We start from the raw sequence: 25537 nt of genomic DNA on the forward strand, positions 1-25537 counted from the left end.
CTCCCTTTTTATCTCCAGTATAGCGGATTCCCCCGCCCGCTTCAACTGCGGGCGCTTTTTTCTCTCTCCTGCCGATTGTGTATTCCCAAACTGGGATTTTGTGCTATACTGGTTACAGCAAAATTGGATATTCCTCTGAAAGGGAGGTGTTTCGTCTTGGCAGATGTCACCGCTTCCCCCGGCTCCACCGACCGGTACGCCCGGCGGGTCTATCTGCAGATCATCACGCTGGCCATCTTCTGCCACGCCTCCTTCGTGGTTATTTACGCGCTGCTGTCCTTCACAGCCCTGGTGGTATACAACGTGTGCAGCGTGGCCTTCTATCTCGTCATGTTCGTGGCTGCCCGGCGGGGCATGTTCCGGCTGGCGGTGTCCCTCATCCATTTGGAGGTCTGCCTCTTTGTCATCGCCGCCACCGTGCTGGGCGGCTGGAGCCTGGGCACCCACCTCTACCTCATCGCCATGGCCTCCCTGGTGTACTTCTGCCCCTTTCAGCGGCGGTACATCCCCTATCTCTTCTCCGCCCTGGAGATAGCGGTCTTCCTGGCGCTGCGGCTCTGGTCCATCGGCGGCACGGCCTGCTATCCCGCGCCCTCCGGCTGGATATCCAGCGCGCTCTACCTCTACAGCGCCTGTGCCTGCTTCGCCATCATCCTATATGCCGCCTTTGCCTCCGGACTCTCCGCCGCGGTGACCCGTAAGGCCCTGCAGGACGAAAACGCAAGCCTTGCCAGGCTGGCCGACCACGACCAGCTCACCGGACTTCTCAACCGCCGGGCCTTTTTGACGCGGCTCAATGCGGCGATGGACGCCCCCCTTGTCCTCGCAATGGGGGATGTGGACGACTTCAAGGCCGTGAACGACACCTACGGCCACGCCTGCGGAGACTTCGTCCTCAGGGAGCTGGCAGCCCTCATGACCCGCCGCTGCGGCGACGGCGCGACCCTCTGCCGCTGGGGCGGGGAGGAATTCCTGCTGCTCTTCCCCGGCCAGGGGCCGGAGGAGGTCTCCGCCACGGTGTCCGCCCTGCTGCGGGACATTGAGGGGCACGCCTTTCCCCACGAGAAGCAGGACATCCGCATTACGATGACCTTCGGCCTGTGTCCCCGGGACGGGGAGATGGACTCCGCCCGGCTGATTCGCATGGCCGACGCCCGGCTCTACGAGGGCAAGGCGCGGGGGAAGAACTGCGTGGTCTGGTAGCGCTTCTCCCAGGAGCAGGCATGACTGCATTACGGCGGACGCCGGCAGGTCCGGAAGGCGCGCCGGTTCGGCGGCAGATTATGGCCCATGTTTCGTTTGGTGTCGATTCCAACGATTCGCCCTCTTTTCAAAGAGACGGGCCGCAGAGCTTACTCTGCGGCCCGTCTCTCTTTCAATTGAATGGAGAACATATTGAAACACGCACGCCGAGTGTCTGCGTCACTTCTTCTCCACCGCCACCCAGATTTCGCAGGCATAGTCCGGATTGCTCACATCCGCGGAGGGGTAGGCCTCAAAATCCGCGCCGCCGCAGGGCTGATACTCGCTGCCGGGGAAAAACTCGCTGCAGATCTGCACGTAGAGCGCCTGGAGCGCCTCCGGCATCTTGCCGGAGCAGGGGAACACCACGTAGGTGTGGGCGGGGATCTCCTCCACCGTCAGGCCGGGGTCGGTGACGGGCAGGCCGTTGTAGTGGGCGCCGATGGCGTAGGGATACTGCGGGTCGGCGGCGTCCCTGCCCAAGCTGGCGCCCACGATATTGTCCCCGAAAACAGGACGCCCGGGGATATACCTGCATAATGCGTCAATGGTGCCGTCCGCCATGCACGCCTGCCAGAAGCGGGAGATCTCCTCCACCGGCAGCTCGGCCTTCCCGGACTCCTGCTTCCACTTTTTGCAGATGAGCTGAAACGCGTCTACGGTCTCAATGCGGTAATTCATGGTGTTTCCTCCGTCTAAAATCAGTTTTACGGAGAGCGGTGAGAAGGATTTGAGCGCTGCGCCGGCCTGCCGGGCATGGGACGGCGTCACCCCGTGGAACCGGGTGAACGCCCGGCTGAAGCTCTCGGGGGAGTCGTAGCCGTATTTGTATGCGGCGTCGATCACCCGGATGCCGGAGCATGACAGCTCGGTCCCGGCCAGTGTAAGCCGCCGGTACCGGATATAGTCCCCCAGCGTGTAGCCGCACAGGATGCTGAACACCCGCTGAAAATGAAAGCTGGACGAGTACGCCTGACCCGCCGCCGCCTCATAGTCGATTGGCTCGGTGATGTGCGCCTCCACATAGTCCACGGCCCGCTGAATGCCGGTAATCCAATCCATGTCTCCACCTCTTCCGTATGCCTCTATCATAGACGAAACGCCGCTGAGCTTCCTGACATTCCGTGCGGCACGATGTCAGGGCCCGGCTGACACGATTATACGAAAAAAACACGCTGCAAAGCAATGGCCTTGCAGCGTGTTTTTTGACTCCAATCAGCAGGTTGCGCCGCCCACCAGATGGAGCTGGGCATCCAGGATGGTCTGCTTGCGCTCCAGAATCTCGTCGGAGAGGAGCTCGCGCTCCACATGCTCGAAGCCCAGGCGCTCAATGGTGGTGGCGAAGCGCTCGCCGGTCTTGCCCTGCTCACGGTAGAGCAGCAGGGCCTTTTCGATGACGGAGAGGGCCTCCTCCTTGGTGGCGAAGAGCTTGCCGAGGGCCTTGCCCACGGCCACGCTCTTACCCCAGCGACCGCCGATGTAGATCTTGTAGGCAAAGGTGCCGCCGTCCATGGCGTCAAAATGGCACTGGTCCACGCAGCGGCCGCAGTTGTTGCACGCCTGCGCGTCCAGCTTCAGCTCGCCGTCCTCCAGCACCGCCGCGCCGATGGGGCAGATCTCGGCCACGCCGCACTTCTTGCAGCCGTTGCACTCGTCGCCGTCGAAATTGGGGATGAGCTGGCCGATGATACCCAGGTCGTTCAGGTCGGGCTTCACGCAGTTGTTGGGGCAGCCACCCACGGCGATCTTGAACTTGTGGGGCAGCTTCACGCCGGCGTAGCCCTTGTAGAACCGCTCGTGGATCTCCTCGGAGAGGCCGAAGGTGTCATGCAGGCCGTACTGGCAGGTGGTGCCCTTGCAGGCCACCACGGGGCGGACCTTGGACCCGGTGCCGCCCGTCTCCAGCCCGGCCTGGGCCAGGAAGGCGCGGAAGGGCTCTATATTGTCGTAGTGCACGCCGGGGACCTCCACCGTCAGGCGGGAGGTGAAGACCACCGTGCCGCTGCCGAATTTCTCCGCCGCCTCAGCAATGGCGGCGTTCTGTTTGGCGGTAATTTTGCCGTTTACCGTGATAATCCGGCCGTTAAAGCAATCAGTGCCCTTGTTGTTCAGGAAGCCCAGCGCCTTCACACGCTTGATGTCCTCCGGTTTGATCGTACAAGCCATTCTTACATTCTCTCCCGTTTCTTTTTCATTCTATACAGCGGCCGCAGACGGCCGGTTACAGCGCAGTTTATTTCACCAGCTCGCTGCCGTTGACGGTCACGCCGCCCTCCAGCACCAGGGTGTCGGTGTAGCCGTAGTGGCGCAGGCGGTTCTGGGTCAGGTAGGCCCGCTTGCCCTTGGCGCACACCAGGAGGAGCTTCTCATCCACAGCGTAGCCGGGGACCACGCCGCCGATGGCGGTGAGGTCCAGCCAGTCGGCGCCGGGAATGGAGGGCTGCATTCCCACATCCACCACCCGGTACCCCTCGGCCTTGCCCGCCTTGTACTCAGCGGGAGTGACGCTTACCAGCGCGCCCGAGAGCTTGTTCTGCAGAATCTGCACCGCGGCGGCGAAGGGGTGGATGGCGGTGGAGAAGGGGGGCGCGTAGGCAAAGTCCAGGTTGGCGAGGTCGGAGAGCGCGGCCTTCATGGCGATGGCGGCGACGGCCACGTCCACCACCTTGTCCACCGCGCCGGCGCCCAGCACCTGGACGCCCAGCAGGCGGGTCGTGGAGCGGTCGGCGATGACCTTGATGATGAACTCGCCGGAGCCGGGGTAGTAATGGGCCTTGTCCCCCACCACGCAGGTGGCGCTGACGGCGTCGAACCCGGCCGCCGCGGCCTGGGCCTCGGTGAGGCCGGTGCGGCCAACGTTCAGCTCGGGCAGATGGCACACGGCGGTGCCCAGCACGCCCAGGTAGTCGCACTCGGCGCCGGCCATATTTTTGGCAGCGCTCCGAGCGGCGATGTTGGCGGTGGAGCCCATGGGGGACCAGGCGCTCTCGCCGGTGATAAGGTTATGTACCATGGCGCAGTCGCCCAGGGCCCAGACGGACGGGTCGTTGGTGCGGCCGTGGAGGTCGGTGAGGAGGGTGCCCTTGAACATCTCAAGCCCGCTGTCCTGAAGCCACGCGGTGTTGGGCCGGATGCCCGTGGAGAGGATGACCAGGTCGGTCTTCATCTTCCGGTTCTCACACTGGACCCGTTCCACCCTCTCCTCGCCCACCAGGGCGTTGACCTTTTCGCCGGTAAAGACCATAATGTCCTTGTCGGCCAGGCGGTTCTCGGCGTACTCGGCCAGCTCGGGGTCGAAGCCGGGCAGAATCTGGGGGAGCATCTCCAGCACGGTGGTGCGGATGCCCCGGGCGGCCAGGTTCTCGGCGGTCTCCAGGCCGATGTAGCCCCCGCCCACCACCACGGCCCGGCGGATCTCGCCGGACTCCAGGGTCTCCCGGAGGGCAATCGCATCCTCGGGCGTGCGGAGGAAGAAGACGTTTTTGAGGCCCACGCCCTCAATGGGAGGCACCACGGGAGACGCGCCCACGGCGACGACCAGCTTGTCGTAGCTGTGGACGCTCTCCGTGCCGTCCTGGAGGCTCCGGGCGGTGACGGTCTTCGCGGCCCGGTCCAGGGAAATCGCCTCCACGCCGCACTGCACGGTCACGCCGGTGAGCATTGCAAACTTCTCGGGGGTGTTGACGATGAGCTCGGCCTTGTCGTGAATCACGCCGCCCACGTAGTAGGGCAGGCCGCAGCCCGCGTAGGAAATATTCGCGCCCTTGTTGAGGAGGAGCACCTCGGCGGAGGGGTCCTCCCGCTTGAGCTTGGCGGCAGCCTTGGTGCCCGCGGCCACGCCGCCGATAACCAGAACCTTCATAACATCTGTCCTTTCTGGGCTCACATTTCAGCCATTGTGATAATCTTAACACTTGTATGCGATCAGGTAAAATAGTAAAATCAGATAGAATGGATTGGAAAAACCGATACTGTATAAGAAGGGCGTGGTGTATTTGGTCACGATGCGGCATCTGAAAACCTTTCTGGCCGTGGCCGAGACCCGGAACATGAGCGAGGCGGCGGCCAGGCTCTACGTCTCTCAGCCCACAGTCTCCCAGACCATCTCGGAGCTGGAAAAGCTGTATAAGGTGAAGCTCTTTGAGCGCTATCCCAAGGAGCTCTTCCTCACCCCGGCGGGGGAGCTGCTGCGCGCCCACGCCGCCTGCGTGGCCGACTCCTTCGACCAGCTCTCCGAGCTGATGCAGGGGGCGGCCCTCCGCCCGGCCCTGCGGGTGGGCGGTACCCTCACCGTGGGCAGTACGGTACTCTGCCCCATTTTGGATGAGCTGCGCGCCGCCCTGCCCGATATCGACCTCTCCGTCCAGGTGGACAACACCCGCATCATGGAGCAGAAGCTGCTCCAGAACGAGCTGGACGCCGCCATTGTGGAGGGCAGCATCCGCCGGGAGGAGATCGTGGCCCGGCCCATCATCCGGGACCGGCTCATTCTGGTCTGCGCCGCCTCCCACCCCTTCGCGGGCCGGACCGAGGTGGAGGCGGAGGAGCTGGCGGGGGAGTCCTTTCTCCTGCGGGAGCAGGGCAGCGGCACCCGGGCGCTCTTCGAGGACTTTATGACCGGGCGGCGGCTGCCGCTGAACCTCAAGTGGGCCTGCAACTCCACCACCGCCATCAAGCAGGCCGCCATCCGTGGGTACGGGCTGGCCGTCCTCTCCGAGCGGCTGGTGCGGGAGGAGCTGGAGCGCTTCGAGCTGTGCCGGGTGAACGTCCACGACTGCGCCTGGGACCGGGCCTTCCACCTCTGCTACCACCGCAACAAGGTGCCCACCAGCGCTCTGCGCCGCTTCATCGAAATAGCCGCCGCCTACGGCGGCTGAGCCTGCCAAAAAAACCTCCGCAGAGAAAACACTACACAGTTGCGTCGTCCGCGGACGACGCAGTCAAAAGAATCTCCGTTATTTCTGGGGACATGAGCCTCAAAAATGACACTCCTCATGACGGATGGGCGACTTTTCTCCAAGAAATAGAGCCCTATCCCTCATGCAGCCTTCTTTGACAAACTGCGCCGCTTACGGCGGCTGAAGACGCCATGAACCAACCATACCTCCGCGTCATAAACTGGCGTGGAGGTTTTCTGCTATGAACTTCGATCCATACCGTCCGGTCTGCCGGCCGTGCCCCGCGCCGGAGACCGTGCGTATTTGTTCCATCCCCGGCCCCACAGGGGCGCAGGGACCGGCGGGATCTCAAGGCCCTACCGGCCCCAGGGGGCCCATGGGACCCACCGGAGCAGTCGGCCCCGCCGGGACTCCGGGCGCCGTGGGACCCCGTGGCGCCACCGGGGCAGCGGGCCCTGCCGGACCCCAGGGCCCCACAGGAGCCACAGGACCCGCGGGGGCGCAGGGCGCGACCGGTCCCGCGGGGGCGCAGGGGCCCATCGGCGCACAGGGGCCCGTGGGGCCTCAGGGACCAATGGGGCCTGCCGGCGCGACGGGCGCGGCCGGTTCCCAGGGACCTGCCGGGCCGCAGGGGCTCCCGGGCGCGACAGGCGCCACGGGTCCGACAGGCGCCACGGGTCCGACCGGAGCCACGGGCACGCCGCCCCCGGACGTGTTCGCCGCCTTTGCCACGTTCGCCATTCCCTTTGTCAACGCCGCTCAGATCCCGCTGGGGACGGTCACGGCGGACCCCACCGGGCAGATTGTCCTGACCGACACCACCCGCATCACCCTCGCGCCGGGGTACTATCTTATCTCCTACCATGTATCCACGCTCCTGAGCACCCCGGGCTATATGCAAATCACCCCGTTTTATAACGGCGCTTCCCACATCGAGTACGGCATTTACTTTAAAACCGGCTTTAATGTGACCAGCGCCTACGGCTCCAATTCCATCATTATTTACGTCCCGGCGGAGACCCGCTTCTCTCTGACCTACAACAGCAATGTGCAGAGCTCCGACGGCACCGCGACCATCACGGTCCTCCAGCTCAACCGCTGAGCGCATACGCCGGGAGTATGCAGGAAGGCCGGGAGGTGGTACCTCCCGGCCTTCCGCTTATCCCTGCTGCTGCGCCGCCTGCGCCTCTTTTTCGCGCTTGACGGCCTCCCGGCGTTCGATGTCCTCCTCCAGGGTACGCCGGGGGCGGGCGTTCACATCGGCGGCCCAGCCCTCCAGCCACGCCGCCAGAGACCCCAGTCCCTCCTCGCTCATGGGAAAGGTCCCGGCCCCCTCCACAGTGGACAGGGCATACTCCCAGGGGCCCTCCCACACCTCGCTCTTCAGCTCCTCCCCGTCGGGGACCACCTTGTAGCGCAGCCTGCCCTGGCTGGAAATCCAGGTGTTTTGATTCTGAAAATGGGACAGGACCGGCAAAAACAGTTCCCCCATCATTTTTCCTCCCTGTCTGCGTGATAATGATCTATTATACTGTTTTCTTTGCTCTGCGGCAAGCCCCCGGCGCTCCGCTGGGAACTATCTACGCTTTTCTTTTCCACCTATTCGTGATAGACTGTGGAAAACTTTTAGATAAGGAGGCCGTATGATGCGTTACGCAGTTTTATACGCCAGCAGCACTGGAAACACCAAGGCCGTGGCGGAGGCCGTCGCGGCCGCCCTCCCGGCGGGCGAGGTCCGGCTGGAGGCCATCGGGCCGGACACCCCCGTCCCGGCGGAGGAGACGGTTTTCGTGGGCTTTTGGACCGACAAGGGCCTCTGTCCCCAGGATGTGCAGTCCCTTCTCCAAAAGCTGGGCGGCAGAAGGGTGGCCCTTTTCGGCACGGCGGGCTTCGGCGTGAGCCAGGCCTACTTCGACGCCATCGCGCAGCGGACCGAGGCCCTGCTCCCGGAGGACTGCACGCTGCTGGGAAGCTGGATGTGCCAGGGCAGGATGCCCGCCGCCGTCCGCAGGCGCTACGAGGGAATGGCCCACGAGCACCCCGACGACACCAAAATCGCCGGCTTCCTCGCCAACTTTGACCACGCCCTCTCTCACCCGGACGAGCAGGATCTGGCCCGGGCGGCGGAATTTGCGCGGGATATCGTAAATCGGCAGTAGAGAACGACGGCGCAGCCGCTACAGCGGCTGCGCCCTGATTATTTTTGGGGCCGCCTGCGCCGTTGAAGGTCAGTGGTTTTCAACATGAAACGCGGGTTCCGTATAGGCTTTGCTCCGGGGATTGACGAGCCACAGGTCCAGCGAGTGGAGCATGTGGTAAATATGCTGCCAGAGGGGCGCGTCGCAGCAGGGCATATCCCAGAGCGCGTCCGGTACGCAGTCAATGACGTTTTTGACCTCCCATAAGGCCCGCTCGGTCTGCTCCCGGATGACCGCGCTCAGTGATTGCTGATCCATCGCTCTTCCTCCTGTCCGGTGCTAATGTTCCACAGCCAGCCCGATTTTGGCGTAGTAATCGTTCTCCAGAATCAGCTTGGAGTAGAAAAACATATCGTTGACACGGCGCAGGACCTCCGAGGCATAGCCCTCGGGGACCGCGGCGCCTTCGGCCGGGGTGAAGACGTCCGCCTTGGAGTCGTACCGGCCCAGGTCCGTGATGAAGCTGCGGTCGGAGAGGACCACCAGGGCAGGGCTCTGGGAGAACACGTCCCGGCCCATCAGCAGGCGGGAGTCGTACTCCAGGCCGAAGAGATTTGAGAGGGTGGGCAGGATGTCCAGAGAGGAACAGGGCTTTTCCACCGTCACCGGCTCCTCCATGTCCCCGCTCCACAAAATCCAGGTGCTGCGGTATACGTCGAAGCGCATATCCAGATCCTCCCCCGCCAGCTCGTCCAGCTGGAATTTCTCCATGCCGTAGGGGTAGTGGTCGGCGGAGAGGCAGATGACGGTGTTCTCCAGCTCCCCTGCGGCCTCCAGCTGCCTCAGGAGGCTTTCCAGGGCCAGGTCCAGCTCCATCTGACAGGCCAGATATGCCCGCGGCCCCTCGCTCATGGGGAGAGACGCCACCGCGTTCCTGTGCTTGTACGCCATGGCGTTGCCTGCAAAGGTATAGTTCATGTGGCCGCTGACCGTCATGTAATAGGTGTGGAAGGGCGCTTCCCCCACATACTCGGGGACGGTGAGCTCCATCATCTCCAGATCCGACTCCGGCCAGGTGGCCCTTACGTCCAGGCCGTGGCCCAGGCCCTTGTAGACGTAGCCCATGTTGGGGTGGGAGATATCCCGGCTGTAGTAGTCCCAGGTGTGGTTATGATAGGCGTTGGTCTCATAGCCCAGGCGGCGGAATTGATTTCCAAGGCAGAAGTACATGCTGTTGGAGCCGGACTTGTACATGGACCAGACCCCGGGCTTTGGGATGAGGGAGGTGTTGGCTACGTACTCCCCGTCCAGGGTGGAAACCCACCAGAGAGGGTTATAGAAATTCTCAAAAACAAAGCCCGTGTTGGCCAGGCGGTACAGGGTGGGCGTCAGCGCCTCGTCCACGGCGAAGCGGGAGAAGCCCTCGGCGGTCATCAGAATCAGGTTTTTCCCGGCGAAGCGGCCGGTATACGCGTTCTGGTCCGTGGGCTGCACCTGGGCGAAGTAGGCGTGCAGCTTTTTCAGCGTCTCGTCGGTCTCCGCCCCGGCGAGAGCGGCAAAGTCGATGTCCATCGTGTTTTCGCCGTAAACCGCGAAGGTGGGCTCCGGGGCGGCGGTGGGTTCGGCGGGAGGCGCAGAGGGGCCGGGGACGGCCGTGGGGACGACCGTGGGCGTCGGCCCCGACTCCGGCTCCGACCCGAAAAAGAGCTGCCTGAGGTCCAGCCGCAGAGTGGTCAGCACGCCGAAGCGGGCGACCGACAGGTCGGGGACGAAGGTCTCACTGTAGAGGTAGCCGTCGGAGAGGACCCCGGCGGTGGAGGCGTTCACCGCCAGCGCACCGGTCAACTGAACTGCAGCGGCGCAGGCGGCCAGCCAAATGAGGGTCCTCCGCCCCGCCCTGGCCTTGGGAGTAAAGGGGCGGCCAAAAAGGCACAATACCGCCGGCGGCGCCAGCAGCAAAGCGAGGGGCAGCCACGCCTCCCCCACGCCCGCCAGAATATCCCGCCAGAACTGGAGCGCCTGTCCGGCGCCGCCCAGGGAGTAGACCGTCAGGAAGGTCTTGAATATGGTGAAATAGACCGTCTGGACCAGGAGCCAGAACGTGAGAAGAGCCGAGAGGACCACGGAGCACCGGCGGTTTCCACGCTCCCCCCAGAGGCAGCAGAAAAAGTCGCAGACCAGGCCCAGGGCCAGGGAAAAGAGCAGGGTAAAGCCGATGCCCCGGTCGAGGGCCGCGCCGAAGGCCCAGCACCTGACCACAAGCTCCTGGCAGAAAATTACCGCCGGGAACCAGAGCAGGGGCAGATAGGGTACGGCGCGGCCCAGGCCCGTATCCGGCTTTTGTAGGCGTGTTCCCTTCATAGCGGCACCCTCTCTCTTTCTGTGGGAAACGGGGCGCTGCGGCACGGCGGGCCGGGACTAGAGTCCCCGGCAGTCGTGTGCATGGGCGTTTTGCTGAGAGCAGCTTCCCCGGACGCCGAAACCTGTTTTTCAGCTCACAGGCCCGCAGCGCCCTGATGCAGGAGGTCCAGGGCCCGCCGGTAGTCCTCGGGGCGGTTCACATTCAGGAGCACCCGGTCCAGATCCCAGCCCGGCAGCTCCGCCTCCGCCACCTGACGGACCTCCACCAGGGGGAAAAAGGCGCGGAAAGCCCGCTCCCCGGCGTCCAGGCAGGCGGTGATGTGGGGCAGGCAGCTCCGTCCGTAAACCGCGAAGGTGGGTTCCCGCCCGCCCTGGCCGCGGCGGATGATGCAAACGTCGGCATTCCCCCGCAGCTCCACCAGCCGCCGGGCCAGATCGGCGTCGGCAAAGGGCAGGTCCACGGCGGTGAGGAAAACCGTCCGGGCGTCGGTGAGGGTGAAGGCCGCCTCCAGCCCCGCCAGGGGGCCTGCCCCCCGGCGCTGGTCGGGCAGCTCCGGGAGTCCCAGGCCCGGATATCGGCCCGGCCGGTCCACCGAGACCGCCGCCGCGTCGAAAACGCCCTGATACTTCCGGGCCGTGGCCTCCAGCAGGGGCACGCCGTCAAAGGGAAGCGTCCCCTTGTCCCGGCCCATGCGCCGGGACTGCCCGCCCGCCAGAATGACCGCCAACGTATCCATGTTTCCGTCTCCTCTCCCCTGTGGGAATAAGTGTTTCAACCATTTTTTACAGTCTATCAAATTTTTTCAGTTCTGTATAGAACCCCTTCCAATTCCATATCCTTTTGGGTAGAAATCAATTGCTGAAAATATGGAGGAAACACCACATGAAAAAATTGCTGGCGGCCGCTCTGGCGGCCGCGCTTCTGGTCCTCCCCGCCGCCCCGGCCTCCGCCGTCTCCGGCGCGCCGGCCACCGACTGCGGCTCCGCCATCCTGATGGAGAAGGAGACCGGGACCATCCTCTTTGAGCAGAATTCCCACGACAAGCTGGAGCCCGCCAGCGTCACAAAGGTCATGACCCTCCTGCTGGTGATGGAGGCCATCGACTCGGGCCGCCTCTCCATGGACGACATGGTGCAGGTATCCGCCCACGCCGCCGGCATGGGCGGCAGCCAGGTGTATATGAAGGAGGGCGAACAGTTTTCCGTCCACGACATGCTCAAGTGCGTGGCGGTGGTGTCCGGCAACGACGCCGCCGTGGCTCTCGCAGAGCACCTGGCCGGGAGCGAGGAGGGCTTCGTGGAGCGGATGAATGAGCGCGCCGCCGAGCTGGGCATGAGCGACACCCACTTCCTCAACTGCACCGGCCTGCCCGCGGCGGGCCATCTGACCAGCGCCCACGACATCGCCCTCATGTCCCGGGAGCTGATTTTGAACCACCCGGGCATCCGGGAGTTCACCACCATCTGGATGGACTCCATCCGGGACGGGGCCTTCCAGCTGGCCAACACCAATAAGCTCATCCGTTTCTACGAGGGGGCCACGGGGCTGAAAACCGGGTCCACCGACTCCGCGCTCTACTGCCTCTCCGCCACGGCGGAGCGGGACGGGATGGAGCTCATCGCCGTGGTGATGAAGGCCCCTACCTCCGAGAAGCGGTTTGAGACCGCCAAGAGCCTCCTGAGCTTCGGCTTTGCCAACTACACCCTCATGGATGTGCAGCCCAACCAGGCCCTGCCCCCCATCGACGTGCTGCTGGGCACCAGGGACCAGGTACAGCCCCAGCTCAGCCGGTCCAGCCGCATTCTCATCGACAAGGCCGATGTGAACAGCGTCACCACCGAGCTGAGCCTCTGCGAAAATGTGGAAGCCCCCGTGGAGCAGGGGCAGAAGCTGGGCGAGATGGTGGTGAAGGTAAACGGCGAGACCCTGCAGACCATCCCCATCGTCGCCGGGGAGGCCGTGGAACGGCTCACTGTGCCCGGTATCTTCATGAAATTCCTCAAGACCCTCTTTATGGCGGGGTAAAATACAGAAAAAACAGCCGGGGGTTCCCGCCGAATCGGCGGGAACCCCCGGCTGTTTTAAGTCAGCTCTGGGCGGCGCGCTGGGCGGCGGCGTCACATCCGCGAAGGATGGGCAAGGCGCCGCTTTTGTCCCAGACCGTCTCGTAGTCCCAGCCGCTGGTCTGGTAGAAAGAACTTTTTTGAGCTTGCGCCGCGTTGGTCATATCCATACAGGCGGTAACAGGACCCTCGGTCCAGGAGCCGTAGGAAATGGCGTTCTCCGGGGCGAACTTCGACGTGCCTAGGGCGAAGCAGTTGGATATACTGCCCTTCATGCGCCCGGTGATCCCGCCGTAATGTCCGCCGTCCCCGGGCACGGCGCAGCCGGAGGCGTTGGCCCAGCAGTCGGAGATGATTCCCTTTTCATAGACCGCTCCGGCGATGCCGCCCACGTTAATGAAGGCGTACCGGTCGTCCGCGACGGAGACCGCGGGCTTTGCCCAGCTGCCCCGGATGGTCCCGGCCTCCAGATGCCCCACAATGCCGCCGCAGTCGCTCTGGAAGTCCGCGCCGGAGGCGGTCACTTTGGCCGCGGACCAACAGTTCTCCACGACGCCCAGGGCCTCGTCCGTCATGGTAATGTCCTCACCGACATAGGTGAGATTCCCGACCAGCCCGCCGGCGCTGGTATGGTAGCCGCCCTGGACGGACACCTCCGCCGTGGAGCCGCAGGCTTGAATGTGAATCACCCGCTCTTCGGCAGGGGGCGCGTACGGTTTTGTATCGGGGAAGGGCGTGTTTATCGCCTCGGAGGTGTAAGACGCGGGAGACACCACCCCCACCAGACCGCCCGCGTTCGCATCTGCCCTGTCCCCGGAAAGAAGGACGGACACGCGTCCGGCGCCCGTGCAGCCGGTCAAGCTGCCTTTGCCTATCGTACCTGCCAGGCCGCCGACGTAGATGCGCTTCTCCTCCGCCCCGGAATAGCGCACGGTCATGTCCATTTCAGTCGTGCAGTTTACCAGAGTTCCGCTCACTCTCCCGGCAAGCCCGCCGACCTGGATCCTCTGGAGCTTCACTCCGTCGTCCACCGTCAGGTCAAGGGTACCGGCCAGCGCCAGGTCGGTACAGCTTCCGTACCACACCCGAAACAGCCCATATTCTCCCAGGCTGAGGGGGGCGCTGGCGGCATTGCCCCGCATGTGGTAGGTCAGCGTGTGGCCGTTGCCGTTGAGGTCGGCTTTCATCAGAGAAACGTCCAGGCTCCCCTGCATTTCGGGGAGCTCGATATCGTTTTGCAGCTCAAAACAGATGGGGACGTTGGGTGTATAGGGAAAGCCGTCCAGCAGCAGGAACTGCTCCGCCGTTTCAATGAGGTAGGGGCTGCGCTTGGTGCCGATGCCCCCCGCAAAGCGCATGTCGGGCACCTGCTTGGGGTCGGTCAGGTCCAGCCGCTTGTCCGAGACGGAGTGGATCCCCTCCTCCGTCCAGGGCTTGCCGCCCTCCGAGACGCCCCACACTTCCAGCATAAGGCTTATGTAGGTTTTAAATTCCGACGCGGAGAAGAGGACGCCGCCGTCAGCGGCGCCTGCCGTCAGATAGACCTTGCCCATATTGGTATAGCTGTAGTTCGGAATAGGGGTATAGCTGATGGTCACGCCGCCGCAGGCAACCAGTGCGACCTGGTCCGCGGCCATGGTATACTGCCCCGGCTCACTGATATAGACGTCGAACAGGTTGTCAATGACCGAAATGACCTCGGCGCGGGTCACGGCGTCTTTCGGATGGAAGGCCCCATCCGAGGCGCCCTTCAGGATTTTTTGCTTGAAGAGGGCGGAAATACGGTAAAAATAAGCGGAATCAATGGCCGCACTGTCCGAAATGCCCTCAATTTCTCCCGTACCGTCCCCATCGCCGCCAAACTGGAACGCCTTGGCGACCATATAAAAGGCCTCCTCACGGCTGAGCGGCTCGTCCGGGCGTATGAGGCCGTCCCGGCCGAGGGCAATGCCGTAGGCATTCATGGTAATCAGGCTCTCGTAATACCAGGCGGCGGGGGAGGCGTCCTCAAACGTGTGGCCGCTTTTCGGTTCGCAGCCCCAGATACGGTAGAGAACCTCCGAGAGCTGGGCGCGGGTGACGGGGTCGTTGGGGCCGAAGCTCCCATCGGGGTACCCCTTGAGAATGCCGGAATCCGACCATCGCGCAATCGCTCTCCGGGCCCAGTGCCCTTCCACATCCGGGTAATCCGCCGCCGAGACGGACGCGCACAGGAACAGCGCACAGAGCAAGGCGCAGCAGAAAAGCGAGCCGATGAGCCGCACCGCAGATTTTCCATGCCATGTCATGCAGAATCCCTCCCACCTTTATCTTGATTTCCGTTTTTATAATACTACCGCATCTTCCGGTTGCCAAGCCCCTCCGGGGCTGTTACAATACTATAAAGTAAACCACAGTTACACGGGGAGGGAATGCCATGACCCTGGGACAGAAGATTAAAGAGGCCCGCCTGAGCCGGGGCATGACGCAGAAGGAGCTGGTGGGGGACGCCATCACCCGCAATATGCTCTCCAAAATCGAGAACGACAGCGCCGCCCCCTCCATGCGCACCCTGGAGTACCTGGCCGGTGCGCTGGGCCTGCCGGCCGGCTATTTTCTCGATCAGGCACCCATCTCCGACGGCACCGTGCCCGACGGGTTGGACGAGGCCCGGGCAGCCTACCGCCAGCGCCGCTGGTCCGACTGTCTGGCCGCCCTGGAGGCCGACTCCAGAGCCGGAACCTCCGACGAGGGCTATCTCCTCCACGCACACGCGGGGGCCTATGCCGCCCGAGAGGCCCTGGACGCCGGTCAGTTTGCCGCCGCCCGGGAGCTGGCGGAGACCGCCCAGTACTATAATCAGGAGGGGCTCTATATGAGCTCCCATCTGGCCGCTCAGCTCGCCCTGATTTTGGGCGAGTGCCTCACCCGTATGGGCGAGGAGGGGTACGAGTCCCAGCGCGCAGCCTTCCTGCGCGCCTTTGAAGCGCTGGAAGCCCAGCATAAAATTCTCTAGCGGCAGAAGCCGTCCGCAGTCGGACGGCTTCTGCCGTTTCCTTATTCTGTATAACAATAATTTTTACAAACCTGTTAGTTGCGCCTAATTATACCAATTCCACTCCATATCTATCGGATTTCCCCTCTTTGTGGTATGATATGTTCTCCATGCTCTTTTCCCACGAAAATGGGAACTAGTCCTTGACGTGTCCCCCGCTTCGTTGTATAATTTACACAAATAAATTGACGCAAGAATAGCTGTTTGTGTCATTTTGCCAAGCAAAGAATTTTCTTTTTTCTTATTTTTGGTAAATTTCCCAACCACTTTGGAGGTGTTCCCCATGGCCGCACAAAAGCTAACCGCCCCGGCGCCCCGTCCCGACACCCCGCTCGGCCTCTTTCTCAGCGGAGGCAACTGCCATGCCCAGAATTATTTAGGCTCCCATCCGGATGTCCGGGACGGGGCCGCCGGATACGTCTTCCGGGTCTGGGCCCCCCACGCCAGGCAGGCCGCCGTCATGGGGGACTTCAACGGCTGGTCGGACGAGAGCCACCCGATGACGCGCCTGGAGGGCGGCGTATGGGAGACCTTTATCCCCGGGCTGAACCGCTACGATGCCTATAAATACGCCATCCATACCGCGGACGGCCGGGTGCTGGCCAAGGCCGATCCCTACGCCTTCCACGCGGAGACCCGCCCCGGAACCGCCTCCAAGCTCTACGACCTCTCGGGCTACCAGTGGGGAGACAAGGGCTGGCTGGAGCATCGGAAGAAGAGCCCGGTCTATGAGAATCCCCTGAATATCTACGAGGTCCACCTGGGCTCCTGGCGGCGCACCGGCGAGGGGGAATTCCTCAGCTACCGGACCATCGCGGAGTATCTGGTGCCCTACGTGAAGGAGATGGGCTTCACCCATGTGGAGCTGATGCCCGTCACCGAGCACCCCCTGGACGCCTCCTGGGGCTACCAGTGCACCGGCTACTTCGCGGCCACCAGCCGCTTCGGCACCCCTCACGACCTGATGTACCTCATCGACCAGCTCCACCAGGCGGGGGTCGGTGTCATTCTGGACTGGGTGCCCGCCCACTTCCCCAAGGACGCTTTCGGCCTCTACGAGTTCGACGGCTCGGCCTGCTACGAGTACGCCGACCCCAGGAAGGGCGAGCACGCCGACTGGGGCACCCGTGTGTTTGACTACGGCAGGAACGAGGTCCGCTCGTTCCTCTACTCCTCCGCCCTCTTCTGGCTGGAGCAGTACCACATCGACGGCCTGCGGGTGGACGCGGTGGCGTCCATGCTGTACCTGGACTACAGCCGCGAGGCCGGGCAGTGGGTGCCCAACATCCACGGCGGCCGGGAGAACTTGGAAGCCATTGAGTTCCTGCGGGAGCTGAACACCAGCGTCTTCACCCGCCACGGCGACGTGCTGATGATTGCCGAGGAGTCCACCGCCTGGCCCCTGGTGTCCCACCCGGTGAGCGAGGGAGGGCTGGGGTTCAACCTGAAGTGGAACATGGGCTGGATGAACGACATCGTCCACTACATGACATTGGACCCCTACTTCCGGCAGTACAACCACAAGGATATCACGTTCTCCCTGGTGTACGCCTTCTCCGAAAACTTCATTCTCCCCCTCTCCCACGACGAGGTGGTGCATATGAAGGGCTCCTTCCTGAATAAGATGCCCGGCGAGTATCTGGAGAAGTTCTCCGGCGTGCGGGCGTTCTACGCCTATATGCTCACCCACCCGGGTAAAAAGCTGCTGATGATGGGCAGCGAGTTCGGCCAGTGGAACGAGTGGCACTTCGAGTACTCCCTGGACTGGCACCTGATGGAGAACCGGGAAAACCAGGAGACCAGGCAATTCTTCAAGGACGCCAACGCCTTCTACCTTGCCCACAAGGAGCTCTGGGAGCTGGACTTCTCCTGGGAGGGCTTCCAGTGGCTCTGCGCGGACGACAACCACAATAACTGCGCGTCCTTCCTCCGCAAGGACAAGAAGGGCGATTTTCTGCTGGTGGCCTGCAACTTCTCCCCCGTCCACCGGCCCGGCTACCGGCTGGGCGCCCCCTGCCGGGGCACCTACCAGTGCGTGTTCAACACCGACGACGAGCGCTACGGCGGCGCCGGCCTGGGCGACAAGGCCCCCATTGACAGCGAGGATGCGGGGTGCCACGGGCAGGAGCAGTCCCTGGTGCTGGATCTGCCCCCCATGAGCGCGGTCATCTATCGGTGCATCCGCAAGAAGCCCGCGCTTAAGAAGAAGACCGCGCTGGTCAAGACCGACGCGGGGAAAATTACCGTCCCCGCCGTCAAGAAAAAGGCGGCGGCCCCGGCGGTGAAGAAGAACATTTAGCCCAGCCCGGACGGAATCGGTGCTCCCGGCCGTCCGGCGGCGGCGCGCGGAGTACGCGGTACGGCCCGTGGGCCGTCCCCGGAAGACAGTTAAAATCCCGGCGTGACAAGCAAAGAGCGCGTTACCACCAATAAGCAGAGGTGTTGTATATGAAAAAAGAATGTGTCGCCATGCTGCTGGCCGGCGGACAGGGCAGCCGTCTCTACGCCCTTACCAGCCACGTGGCAAAACCCGCAGTCCCCTTCGGGGGAAAGTACCGCATCATCGATTTTCCCCTCAGCAACTGCATCAACTCCGGCATCGACACCGTGGGCGTGCTGACCCAGTACCAGCCCCTGGAGCTCAACGCCTACATCGGCAACGGGCAGCCCTGGGACCTGGACCGCTCCGACGGGGGCGTGCACGTCCTGCCCCCCTATGTGCGGGAGGGCTCCTACGGCACCTGGTACAAGGGCACCGCCAACGCCATCTACCAGAACATCGGCTTTTTGCAGCTCTACGACCCGGAGTATGTGCTCATTCTCTCGGGCGATCATATCTATAAGATGGACTACGCCAAAATGCTCAAGCACCACAAGGAGCAGAACGCCGCCTGCACCATCTCGGTGCTGGAGGTGCCCCTGGCCGAGGCCAGCCGCTTCGGCATCATGAGCGTGGACGATGAGGACATGATTTTTGAGTTCCAGGAGAAGCCGAAGGAGCCCAAGAGCAATCTGGCGTCCATGGGCATCTACATATTCACCTGGTCCAAGCTGAAGGAGTACCTGATGGCCGACGAGCAGAGCAGCGACTCCACCAACGACTTCGGCGGCGACATCATCCCCGCCATGCTCAGCGCCGGCGAGCGGATGGCGGCCTATCGCTTCCAGGGCTACTGGAAGGACGTGGGCACCATCAACTCCCTCTGGGATGCCAACATGGATATGCTCTCCCCAGGCAGCGGCATCGATCTCTACGACACCTCCTGGCCCATCTTTGCCCGGAGCGCCACCAAGCCGCCCCACTTCACCGGGCCGGACGCCAGGGTGTCCCACTCCATGGTGACCGGCGGGTGTGAGGTGTACGGCACGGTGGAGAACTCGGTTCTCTTCCACTCGGTGACTGTGGAGCCGGGAGCCCAGGTGCGCTACTCCATCCTGATGCCCGGCACCGTGGTCAAGGCGGGCGCCACCGTGGACTACGCCATCGTGGCTGAGAACGCGGTCATCGGAGAAAAGGCCTCGGTGGGCACCCCACCACCGGAGGATACGGAAAACTGGGGGATTACCGTGGTGGCCCAGGAGATCGAGGTGGGAGACGGCGCGGTCGTGCCGGCCAACGCGATGGTCACCCGCAATGTGAAGGGAGGTGAGGCGGAATGATGAACAAGCTGCACGGCATAATTTTCGCCTACCGCTCCAATGCAGACCTGCGGGAACTCACCCAGAACCGGAACACCTGCTCCGTCCCCTACGGCGGGCGGTACCGCATCATCGACTTCATGCTCTCCAACTACGTCAACGCCGGCATCGCCGACGTGGGCGTGATTGTCCACGCCAACTACCAGTCCCTGCTGGACCACGTAGGCTCAGGCAAGGACTGGGACCTCTCCCGCAAACACGGCGGCCTGCGCATTCTGCCCCCCTTCGGCTACGCCAACAAGCAGCGGGGCGGGGTCTGCCGGGGCCGGATGGACGCCCTGGAGGGCGTGTACTCGTACCTTAAGAACATCCGCCAGGAGCACGTGGTGCTGGCCGGGGGCGACCTGGCCGTAAACCTGCCCCTGCGGGACATCTACGCCCAGCACATCGCCTCCGGCGCGGATATCACCGCCGTGTGCACCCGCGCGCCCAAGGGCGATCCCAAGTCCTCGGTCTACTTCTCCCTGGGGGCCGACGGCCGGGTGGCCGACGTGTCGGTGCATCCCTTCTCCCCGACCGGGTGCGAGTCCCTGGAGGTCTACATTCTCTCCAAGAGCCTGCTGTTAAGCCTTGTGGACCACTGTGCCGCCCACAACATTCCCTCCTTCAGCCAGGGGGTGCTGCTGAGCATGGTCCACTCCCTGAAAATCATGCCCTATGTCTACGACGGCTACGCCGCCCGGCTCCAGTCCGTGGCGAGCTACTACGCCCGGAGCATGGAGCTCTTAGACCCCAAGGTCCGGGACGCCCTCTTCGTCCCCGAGCGGCCCATTAAGACCAAGGACCAGTCCAACCCCTCCACCTACTACGGCAGCGAAGGCGAGACCGAGCGCTCCCTGGTGGCCGACGGCTGCATCATCGAGGGCAGTGTGAAAAACTCCATCCTCTTCCGCGGCGTGCGGGTGGAGGCCGGCGCCAAGGTGGAAAACTGCATCCTCATGCAGGGCACCGCCGTCCAGGCGGGCGCCGTCCTCAAATACACCATCACCGACAAGAACGTCAGGGTCAACCCCGGGCGGATGCTGATGGGACATGAGACGTACCCGCTGGCCATTGCCAAGGGAGAAATTGTGTAAAAGCAAAAGAATGGTCAAGGCAGCAGGCGCCGCCGCCAAGTCTTACGGAGAACACGAAGCGCGGCGGCGGCGTTTCGGCGGAGCGTATGAATACGCTTCAGGCAAGCTGCAGGGGGAGTCTTGAGGCGGACGGACGCCTTCCCTCCGCCCTTCGTGCCGTCCCCGCTTTTACTTTTGCTTTTGGAGGTTTTTATGAACATTCTCTTTGCATCATCTGAAGTCGCTCCTTTTATCAAGACCGGTGGGCTGGCCGACGTCGCGGGCAGCCTGCCCCAGGCGCTGGCCGCCCAGGGGCACGACGTGCGCGTCATCCTGCCCCTCTACGAGGGTGTGGGCCAGAACTGGCGGGACCAGATGAGCTACCTGCTCAACTTCCACGTCACGCTGGCCTGGCGCACTCCCTACTGCGGCGTCTTTCAGCTGGAGAAGGACGGCGTAACCTACTACTTCGTGGACAATGAGTACTATTTCAAGCGCTCTCAGATCTACGGCCACTATGACGACGGCGAGCGCTTCGCCTTTTTCTCCCGGGCCGTCATCGAGACTCCCGGCCATGTGGGCTTCACTCCGGACGTGATCCACTGCAACGACTGGCAGACCGCGCTGGTGCCCATTTACCTGCTGGAGGAGCGCCACCGGGTTCCCGAGCTGAGCGGCGCCAAGAGCGTCTACACCATCCACAACATCGAGTATCAGGGCCGGTACGGCAGCCAGACCCTCAAGGACCTCTTCGGCCTGGCCGACGGGTACTTCAACGAGCATATGCTCTCCTACCACGGGGACGTGAACCTGATGAAGGGCGCCATCTACGCCGCCGACTTCGTCACCACCGTCTCCCCATCCTACGCCCAGGAGCTCCAGTACCCCTTCTATGCCCACGGGCTGGAGGGCGTCATCGCCGATAACCGCAACAAGGTCCGGGGCATTCTCAACGGCATCGACACCGCCGCCTATGACCCCTGGCGGGACAAGGGGCTGGCCCGCTCCTACTCCGCCGCCCAAATTGCCGGCAAGAAGGACTGCAAGGCCGCGCTGCAGCGGGCCGCCGGCCTCAATGAGGACCCGGACGTGCCCATCGTCGCCTGCGTTTCCCGGCTGGTGAAGCACAAGGGCTTCGACCTGGTGACCGCCTCCATCCACGAGATCATGGGCATGAACGCCCAGATGGTGGTGCTGGGCACCGGCGACTGGAACTACGAGGAGGCCTTCCGCCACGCGGCCAGCCAGTATCCCGGCCGCTTCGCCGCGCATATGATGTACTCGGCCTCCCTCTCCACCGCCATCTACGGCGGCGCGGATATCTTCCTCATGCCCAGCGAGGCGGAGCCCTGCGGCCTCAGCCAGATGATCGCCATGCGGTACGGCACCGTGCCCGTGGTCCGGGAGACCGGCGGCCTGAAGGACACGGTCTATCCTTATAATAAGTTTACCGGCGAGGGCCGGGGCTTTACCTTCGCCAACATCAGCGCCCACGACATGATGTGGGTTCTGCGGGAGGCGGTGGATCTCTACCACAATAATAAGAAGGCCTGGAAGGCCCTGATGAAGGCCGGTATGACCGCCGACTTCTCCTGGAACAAGTCCGCCGGCGAGTATTTGGAAATCTACGGCTGGCTTACCGGGAAGTGAGCGCCGGTTTTGAGGTCCATTCAGCCCTTTCCCTCTGCTTGACAGCAGATTAACTCTATGATAAAATGGGCGCTCCGTGGGCGGCATATCGCGCGCCTGCGGAGCGTATCCATATTTTTAGCGTTAAATTCAGCATTAGAGAGCATTTATATAATGTGTACCCCGCGGCCGGACAGACCGGCACCGCCGGGGCACCAATCTGGGAGATGGAACCGTTGCATACATATACCAAAACCGAGCTGACCGACCTCATCGTCGGCAAGCTCCGCCGCAATTTCGGCCGGGACGTGGACGAGGCGACCGGGGCACACATGTTCAAGGCCTGCGCCCTGGTCCTCCGCGACATCATGTCCGCCCACGAGCTGGAGACCGAGGACCGCGTGAAGGACACCCACGCCAGGCAGGTCCACTACCTGTCCCTGGAGTTTCTCATGGGCCGGTCCCTGATGAAGAACGCCTACAATCTGGGCGTGGTGGAGCCTCTGACCGAGGCCATCGAGGGTCTTGGCTTCAACGCCGCCGACCTCTTCGAGACCGAGCCCGACGCGGGACTCGGAAACGGCGGTCTGGGCCGTCTGGCCGCCTGCTATCTGGACTCCATGACCACCCTGGACATACCCGCCAGGGGCTACTCCATCTGCTACGAGCTGGGCATTTTCAAGCAGAAGATTGTGGACGGGCAGCAGGTGGAGCTGGCCGACAACTGGCTGGGCCTGGGCGACGCCTGGCTCATCCCCAAGGTAGACGAGACCGAGACCGTCCACTTCGGCGGCAAGGTCAAGGAGCAGTGGGACGAGAACGGCCGCCACCGGGTGGTCTACGAGGGCGGCACCGACGTGCTGGCCATTCCCAAGGACATGGAGATCGCCGGCTACGGCACCGACCACGTCAACGTCCTGCGCCTGTGGGACGCTAAGAGCCCCGTGCCGGTGGACATGTCCCTCTACAGCCGGGGCGAGTACCTCAAGGCCGTGGAGCAGCAGGCCATGGCCGAGGTTATCGCCAAGGTCCTCTACCCCGACGACAACCACTATGAGGGCAAGTCCCTGCGGCTCAAGCAGCAGTACTTCTTTGTCTCCGCAACCGCCCAGTCTATCGTGCGCAAGCACCGGGTCCAGTACGGCACCCTGCGCAACTTCCACCAGAAGCACGTCATCCAGATTAACGACACCCACCCCACCCTGGTCATCCCGGAGCTGATGCGCATCCTCCTGGACGAGGAGGGCTACGGCTGGGACGAGGCGTGGCATATCGTCACCCACACGGTGGCCTACACCAACCACACCGTCATGATCGAGGCGCTGGAGCGCTGGCCCCAGGAGCTGGTCTCCACTCTGCTGCCCCGGATCTGGGAGATCATCCTGGAGATCTCGGGCCGCTGGCAGAACCGGCTCACCGAGGCCTTCCACGGCGATATGTCCAAGGTGGAGCACAACGCCATCGTCTGGGGCGGCGACGTGCGTATGGCCAATATGTGCGTGTGCACCTGCTTCGCGGTGAACGGCGTGTCCGCCCTTCACTCCGACATTCTCAAGAAAGACCTCTTCCGGGACCTCTACCAGCTTACGCCGGAGAAATTCCAGAACGTGACCAACGGCATCGACCACCGCCGCTGGCTCTCCGAGTGCAACCCCAAGCTGGACGCCCTCATCAGGGACTGCACCGGCGGGGACGACTACCTTCTGAGGCCCGACGCCCTCAAAAAGCTGGAGCAGTTCCAGGACGACGCCGGTGTTCTCTCCCGCCTCCAGCAGATCAAGGCGGAGAATAAGCGCTCCTTTGCCGCCTATGTGGCCCGTGAGAGCGGCATTTTGCTCAATACCGACGCCATTTTCGACGTGCAGGTCAAGCGGCTGCATGAGTATAAGCGGCAGCTTCTCAATGTACTGCACATCATCTACCTCTACCAGCATATCAAGAACGACCCCCACTTCCAGTTTACCCCCAGGGTCTTCCTCTTCGGGGCCAAGGCCGCGCCGGGCTATGCCGTGGCCAAGCAGATCATCCACCTCATCAACTCCCTGGCCGCCACGGTGAACGCCGATCCGGCCTGCAAAGACAGGCTGCAGGTGGTCTTCCTGGAGAACTACCGGGTGAGCCTGGCCGAGAAGCTCATGCCCGCCAGCGAGCTCTCCGAGCAGATCTCCACCGCCGGCAAGGAGGCCAGCGGCACCGGAAATATGAAGTTCATGATGAACGGCGCGCTGACCATCGGCACCCTGGACGGCGCCAACGTGGAGATGCACGAGGTTCTGGGCGACGAGAACATCTTCCTCTTCGGCCTCAAGGCCCACGAGGTCCAGGAGCTGCGCCACCGGGGCTACAAGCCCTACGAGTACTATATGCACTCGGGGGATTTGAAGGCTGTGCTGGACCAGCTCACCCGGGGCTTTGACGACGGCGTGAGCTACACCGACATCACCAACCGTCTGCTCTTCGGCGCGGGCGGATCTGCGGACGAGTATCTGCTCCTGGCCGACTTTGAGAGCTACCGGGCCGCCCACCAGCGGGCCGGACAGGTCTATCTGGATCAGAGGCAGTGGAACCGGGTGTCTCTTCTCAATATCGCCCGGTCCGGCATCTTTGCCGCCGACCGGTCCATCCGCGATTACGCGGGGAACATCTGGAAGGTGCCCACCAAGGAGCTGTAAGCGGTGGGATGACCGGCCGCGGACGCCGGGCTGTGGCCTTCCCCTCCGGCGGCGGACTGATAGGAACATACCAAAAAGCGGGACCGCTGAGCGGTCCCGCTTTTTTCAGGCGATGGGGTGGCGGATGACGGTCCTGCGCTTCTCAGGCGCGGTCCGCCGGGGATCGCTCAGATAGATCTCATGATGCCTGCGCGTCTGGCTGATATCCTTTCGATACCCCTCCCGGAGCAGAAGAGCGTCCATCTTCGCCACGGTGGCGGGCTCATCATCATAGGACCCGGTGTGCAGACACTGTACGCACAGGCCCTCGTCCAGGGTAAAAAACCGGGCGCAGGAGGTATCCAGGCCCTTTTTCCGCGCGGCCTCGCCGCAGGCCCAGGCGAAGTCCCCCTCCGTGACGAAGTCGGGCAGGCGGAGCATGGATATCCAGTGAAAGCCGGACTTGTTGCCGCAGTCCACGCCGCCGGCGCCGTCCGCCATCCACCAGAGCCCCTCCAGCGGCGGGACCACATAGGGGAAGTACCCGTCGATGAAACGTCCGGCCTTCGGACTCATTTTGACCGTGTAGGCCACGGCATACAGGACCGACAGCGCCGCGCCGTATGCGCCGCCCTCCTCGTTGGGGTCGCCCATGCCCTCCACCGCCGCGAAATGCATGGCCGGAACCATTACAATCTCCGGCTTACCGCCGGGCCGGTAGAGCTCCTTCTGCTCCCTCTTATAATCATATGCCGCCATCGTGCGC

20 protein-coding genes and 1 pseudogene are annotated in these 25537 nt (G+C 63.3%); 12 read left to right on the forward strand and 9 right to left on the reverse strand.

Annotation, left to right across the window (positions count from 1 at the left end):
* Window positions 1-156 precede the first annotated feature (156 nt).
* Entirely contained in the window at window positions 157-1203 is a 1047-nt protein-coding gene (locus tag H8S62_RS07510; protein ID WP_173023523.1) for a GGDEF domain-containing protein, read from the forward strand.
* Window positions 1204-1422: 219 nt separating this feature from the next.
* Here the strand turns inward: H8S62_RS07510 and H8S62_RS07515 are convergent, their stop codons facing one another.
* The 3 genes from H8S62_RS07515 to H8S62_RS07525 all read right to left on the reverse strand — a co-directional run bounded on the left by H8S62_RS07515 (window position 1423) and on the right by H8S62_RS07525 (window position 5104).
* The gene (locus H8S62_RS07515) at window positions 1423-2304 is read right to left on the reverse strand and encodes a helix-turn-helix domain-containing protein (RefSeq protein ID WP_186918914.1); all 882 of its coding nucleotides are present in this window, start codon (window positions 2302-2304) and stop codon (window positions 1423-1425) included.
* A 153-nt stretch (window positions 2305-2457) separates the two neighbouring features.
* A complete protein-coding gene (locus H8S62_RS07520; RefSeq protein WP_155152323.1) occupies window positions 2458-3408 on the reverse strand; it encodes a (4Fe-4S)-binding protein in 951 nt (316 codons plus the stop codon).
* A gap of 67 nt (window positions 3409-3475) precedes the next feature.
* On the reverse strand, window positions 3476-5104 hold the full coding sequence (locus H8S62_RS07525) for an FAD-dependent oxidoreductase (RefSeq protein ID WP_186918915.1): 1629 nt from the start codon (window positions 5102-5104) through the stop codon (window positions 3476-3478).
* Between the two features lie 94 nt (window positions 5105-5198).
* Between H8S62_RS07525 and H8S62_RS07530 the strand changes: the two genes are divergently transcribed.
* The 3 genes and pseudogenes from H8S62_RS07530 (at window position 5199) to H8S62_RS18010 (ending at window position 7242) form a co-directional block, all read left to right on the forward strand.
* Window positions 5199-6119: a LysR family transcriptional regulator gene (locus H8S62_RS07530; RefSeq protein WP_155152327.1), complete on the forward strand. Its 921-nt coding sequence runs from the start codon at window positions 5199-5201 to the stop codon at window positions 6117-6119.
* A gap of 337 nt (window positions 6120-6456) precedes the next feature.
* Window positions 6457-6711 (forward strand): annotated as a pseudogene (locus H8S62_RS18690) (collagen-like protein); the annotation flags it as partial.
* Between the two features lie 141 nt (window positions 6712-6852).
* Complete coding sequence (locus tag H8S62_RS18010; RefSeq protein ID WP_243141866.1) at window positions 6853-7242, forward strand: hypothetical protein; 390 nt, start codon at window positions 6853-6855, stop codon at window positions 7240-7242.
* 57 nt (window positions 7243-7299) lie between these two features.
* Here H8S62_RS18010 and H8S62_RS07540 read toward each other — a convergent pair whose 3' ends face one another.
* Window positions 7300-7632: a hypothetical protein gene (locus H8S62_RS07540; protein ID WP_243141859.1), complete on the reverse strand. Its 333-nt coding sequence runs from the start codon at window positions 7630-7632 to the stop codon at window positions 7300-7302.
* Between the two features lie 154 nt (window positions 7633-7786).
* Here H8S62_RS07540 and bilS point away from each other — a divergent pair, with 154 nt between their 5' ends.
* The gene (bilS, locus tag H8S62_RS07545) at window positions 7787-8299 is read left to right on the forward strand and encodes a flavodoxin family protein BilS (protein ID WP_243141858.1); all 513 of its coding nucleotides are present in this window, start codon (window positions 7787-7789) and stop codon (window positions 8297-8299) included.
* Window positions 8300-8368: 69 nt separating this feature from the next.
* Here the strand turns inward: bilS and H8S62_RS07550 are convergent, their stop codons facing one another.
* The 3 genes from H8S62_RS07550 to mobA form a co-directional block, all read right to left on the reverse strand.
* Entirely contained in the window at window positions 8369-8596 is a 228-nt protein-coding gene (locus H8S62_RS07550) for a hypothetical protein (RefSeq protein WP_186918918.1), read from the reverse strand.
* 21 nt (window positions 8597-8617) lie between these two features.
* Window positions 8618-10639, reverse strand: coding sequence for an LTA synthase family protein (locus H8S62_RS07555; RefSeq protein WP_186918919.1), 2022 nt, complete (start codon window positions 10637-10639; stop codon window positions 8618-8620).
* A gap of 134 nt (window positions 10640-10773) precedes the next feature.
* Window positions 10774-11376 carry a molybdenum cofactor guanylyltransferase gene (mobA, locus tag H8S62_RS07560; protein ID WP_155152086.1) on the reverse strand — a complete coding sequence of 201 codons (603 nt, stop codon included), beginning with the start codon at window positions 11374-11376 and terminating at the stop codon, window positions 10774-10776.
* Between the two features lie 146 nt (window positions 11377-11522).
* Between mobA and H8S62_RS07565 the strand changes: the two genes are divergently transcribed.
* Entirely contained in the window at window positions 11523-12665 is a 1143-nt protein-coding gene (locus tag H8S62_RS07565) for a D-alanyl-D-alanine carboxypeptidase family protein (RefSeq protein WP_155152088.1), read from the forward strand.
* 61 nt (window positions 12666-12726) lie between these two features.
* On the opposite strand, the gene H8S62_RS07570 is transcribed toward H8S62_RS07565, so the two are convergent.
* The gene (locus tag H8S62_RS07570) at window positions 12727-14991 is read right to left on the reverse strand and encodes an S-layer homology domain-containing protein (protein WP_186918920.1); all 2265 of its coding nucleotides are present in this window, start codon (window positions 14989-14991) and stop codon (window positions 12727-12729) included.
* A gap of 128 nt (window positions 14992-15119) precedes the next feature.
* Between H8S62_RS07570 and H8S62_RS17790 the strand changes: the two genes are divergently transcribed.
* From H8S62_RS17790 to H8S62_RS07600, 6 genes are all read left to right on the forward strand, one after another.
* Entirely contained in the window at window positions 15120-15698 is a 579-nt protein-coding gene (locus H8S62_RS17790) for a helix-turn-helix domain-containing protein (RefSeq protein WP_155152092.1), read from the forward strand.
* Between the two features lie 322 nt (window positions 15699-16020).
* Window positions 16021-18036 carry a 1,4-alpha-glucan branching protein GlgB gene (glgB, locus tag H8S62_RS07580; RefSeq protein ID WP_186918922.1) on the forward strand — a complete coding sequence of 672 codons (2016 nt, stop codon included), beginning with the start codon at window positions 16021-16023 and terminating at the stop codon, window positions 18034-18036.
* A gap of 149 nt (window positions 18037-18185) precedes the next feature.
* Window positions 18186-19397: a glucose-1-phosphate adenylyltransferase gene (locus H8S62_RS07585; RefSeq protein ID WP_279287751.1), complete on the forward strand. Its 1212-nt coding sequence runs from the start codon at window positions 18186-18188 to the stop codon at window positions 19395-19397.
* Entirely contained in the window at window positions 19394-20512 is a 1119-nt protein-coding gene (gene glgD, locus H8S62_RS07590) for a glucose-1-phosphate adenylyltransferase subunit GlgD (RefSeq protein ID WP_186918925.1), read from the forward strand. The genes H8S62_RS07585 and glgD overlap by 4 nt, the downstream gene beginning before the upstream one ends.
* A gap of 192 nt (window positions 20513-20704) precedes the next feature.
* The gene (gene glgA, locus H8S62_RS07595) at window positions 20705-22141 is read left to right on the forward strand and encodes a glycogen synthase GlgA (RefSeq protein ID WP_186918927.1); all 1437 of its coding nucleotides are present in this window, start codon (window positions 20705-20707) and stop codon (window positions 22139-22141) included.
* A 206-nt stretch (window positions 22142-22347) separates the two neighbouring features.
* Window positions 22348-24792 (forward strand): glycogen/starch/alpha-glucan phosphorylase, encoded by a 2445-nt coding sequence (locus tag H8S62_RS07600; protein ID WP_155152100.1) that lies wholly within the window; start codon window positions 22348-22350, stop codon window positions 24790-24792.
* A gap of 105 nt (window positions 24793-24897) precedes the next feature.
* Here H8S62_RS07600 and H8S62_RS07605 read toward each other — a convergent pair whose 3' ends face one another.
* A complete protein-coding gene (locus H8S62_RS07605; RefSeq protein WP_186918929.1) occupies window positions 24898-25530 on the reverse strand; it encodes a GyrI-like domain-containing protein in 633 nt (210 codons plus the stop codon).
* Window positions 25531-25537: the final 7 nt, after the last annotated feature.

The sequence above is a fragment of the Lawsonibacter faecis genome, assembly GCF_014287675.1.
Classification (GTDB): domain Bacteria; phylum Bacillota; class Clostridia; order Oscillospirales; family Oscillospiraceae; genus Pseudoflavonifractor; species Pseudoflavonifractor faecis.

Bases quoted from the DNA above. Each gene is read 5' to 3' on its own strand.
- H8S62_RS07570 (WP_186918920.1), bottom strand. From the start codon at position 14,991: ATGACATGGCATGGAAAATCTGCGGTGCGGCTCATCGGCTCGCTTTTC.
- H8S62_RS07525 (WP_186918915.1), bottom strand. From the start codon at position 5,104: ATGAAGGTTCTGGTTATCGGCGGCGTGGCCGCGGGCACCAAGGCTGCC.
- glgD (WP_186918925.1), top strand. From the start codon at position 19,394: ATGATGAACAAGCTGCACGGCATAATTTTCGCCTACCGCTCCAATGCA.
- mobA (WP_155152086.1), bottom strand. From the start codon at position 11,376: ATGGATACGTTGGCGGTCATTCTGGCGGGCGGGCAGTCCCGGCGCATG.
- H8S62_RS07555 (WP_186918919.1), bottom strand. From the start codon at position 10,639: ATGAAGGGAACACGCCTACAAAAGCCGGATACGGGCCTGGGCCGCGCC.
- H8S62_RS17790 (WP_155152092.1), top strand. From the start codon at position 15,120: ATGACCCTGGGACAGAAGATTAAAGAGGCCCGCCTGAGCCGGGGCATG.
- H8S62_RS07540 (WP_243141859.1), bottom strand. From the start codon at position 7,632: ATGGGGGAACTGTTTTTGCCGGTCCTGTCCCATTTTCAGAATCAAAAC.
- H8S62_RS07585 (WP_279287751.1), top strand. From the start codon at position 18,186: ATGAAAAAAGAATGTGTCGCCATGCTGCTGGCCGGCGGACAGGGCAGC.
- H8S62_RS07565 (WP_155152088.1), top strand. From the start codon at position 11,523: ATGAAAAAATTGCTGGCGGCCGCTCTGGCGGCCGCGCTTCTGGTCCTC.
- H8S62_RS07520 (WP_155152323.1), bottom strand. From the start codon at position 3,408: ATGGCTTGTACGATCAAACCGGAGGACATCAAGCGTGTGAAGGCGCTG.
- H8S62_RS07515 (WP_186918914.1), bottom strand. From the start codon at position 2,304: ATGGATTGGATTACCGGCATTCAGCGGGCCGTGGACTATGTGGAGGCG.
- H8S62_RS07550 (WP_186918918.1), bottom strand. From the start codon at position 8,596: ATGGATCAGCAATCACTGAGCGCGGTCATCCGGGAGCAGACCGAGCGG.
- glgB (WP_186918922.1), top strand. From the start codon at position 16,021: ATGGCCGCACAAAAGCTAACCGCCCCGGCGCCCCGTCCCGACACCCCG.
- bilS (WP_243141858.1), top strand. From the start codon at position 7,787: ATGCGTTACGCAGTTTTATACGCCAGCAGCACTGGAAACACCAAGGCC.
- H8S62_RS07605 (WP_186918929.1), bottom strand. From the start codon at position 25,530: ATGGCGGCATATGATTATAAGAGGGAGCAGAAGGAGCTCTACCGGCCC.
- glgA (WP_186918927.1), top strand. From the start codon at position 20,705: ATGAACATTCTCTTTGCATCATCTGAAGTCGCTCCTTTTATCAAGACC.
- H8S62_RS07600 (WP_155152100.1), top strand. From the start codon at position 22,348: ATGGAACCGTTGCATACATATACCAAAACCGAGCTGACCGACCTCATC.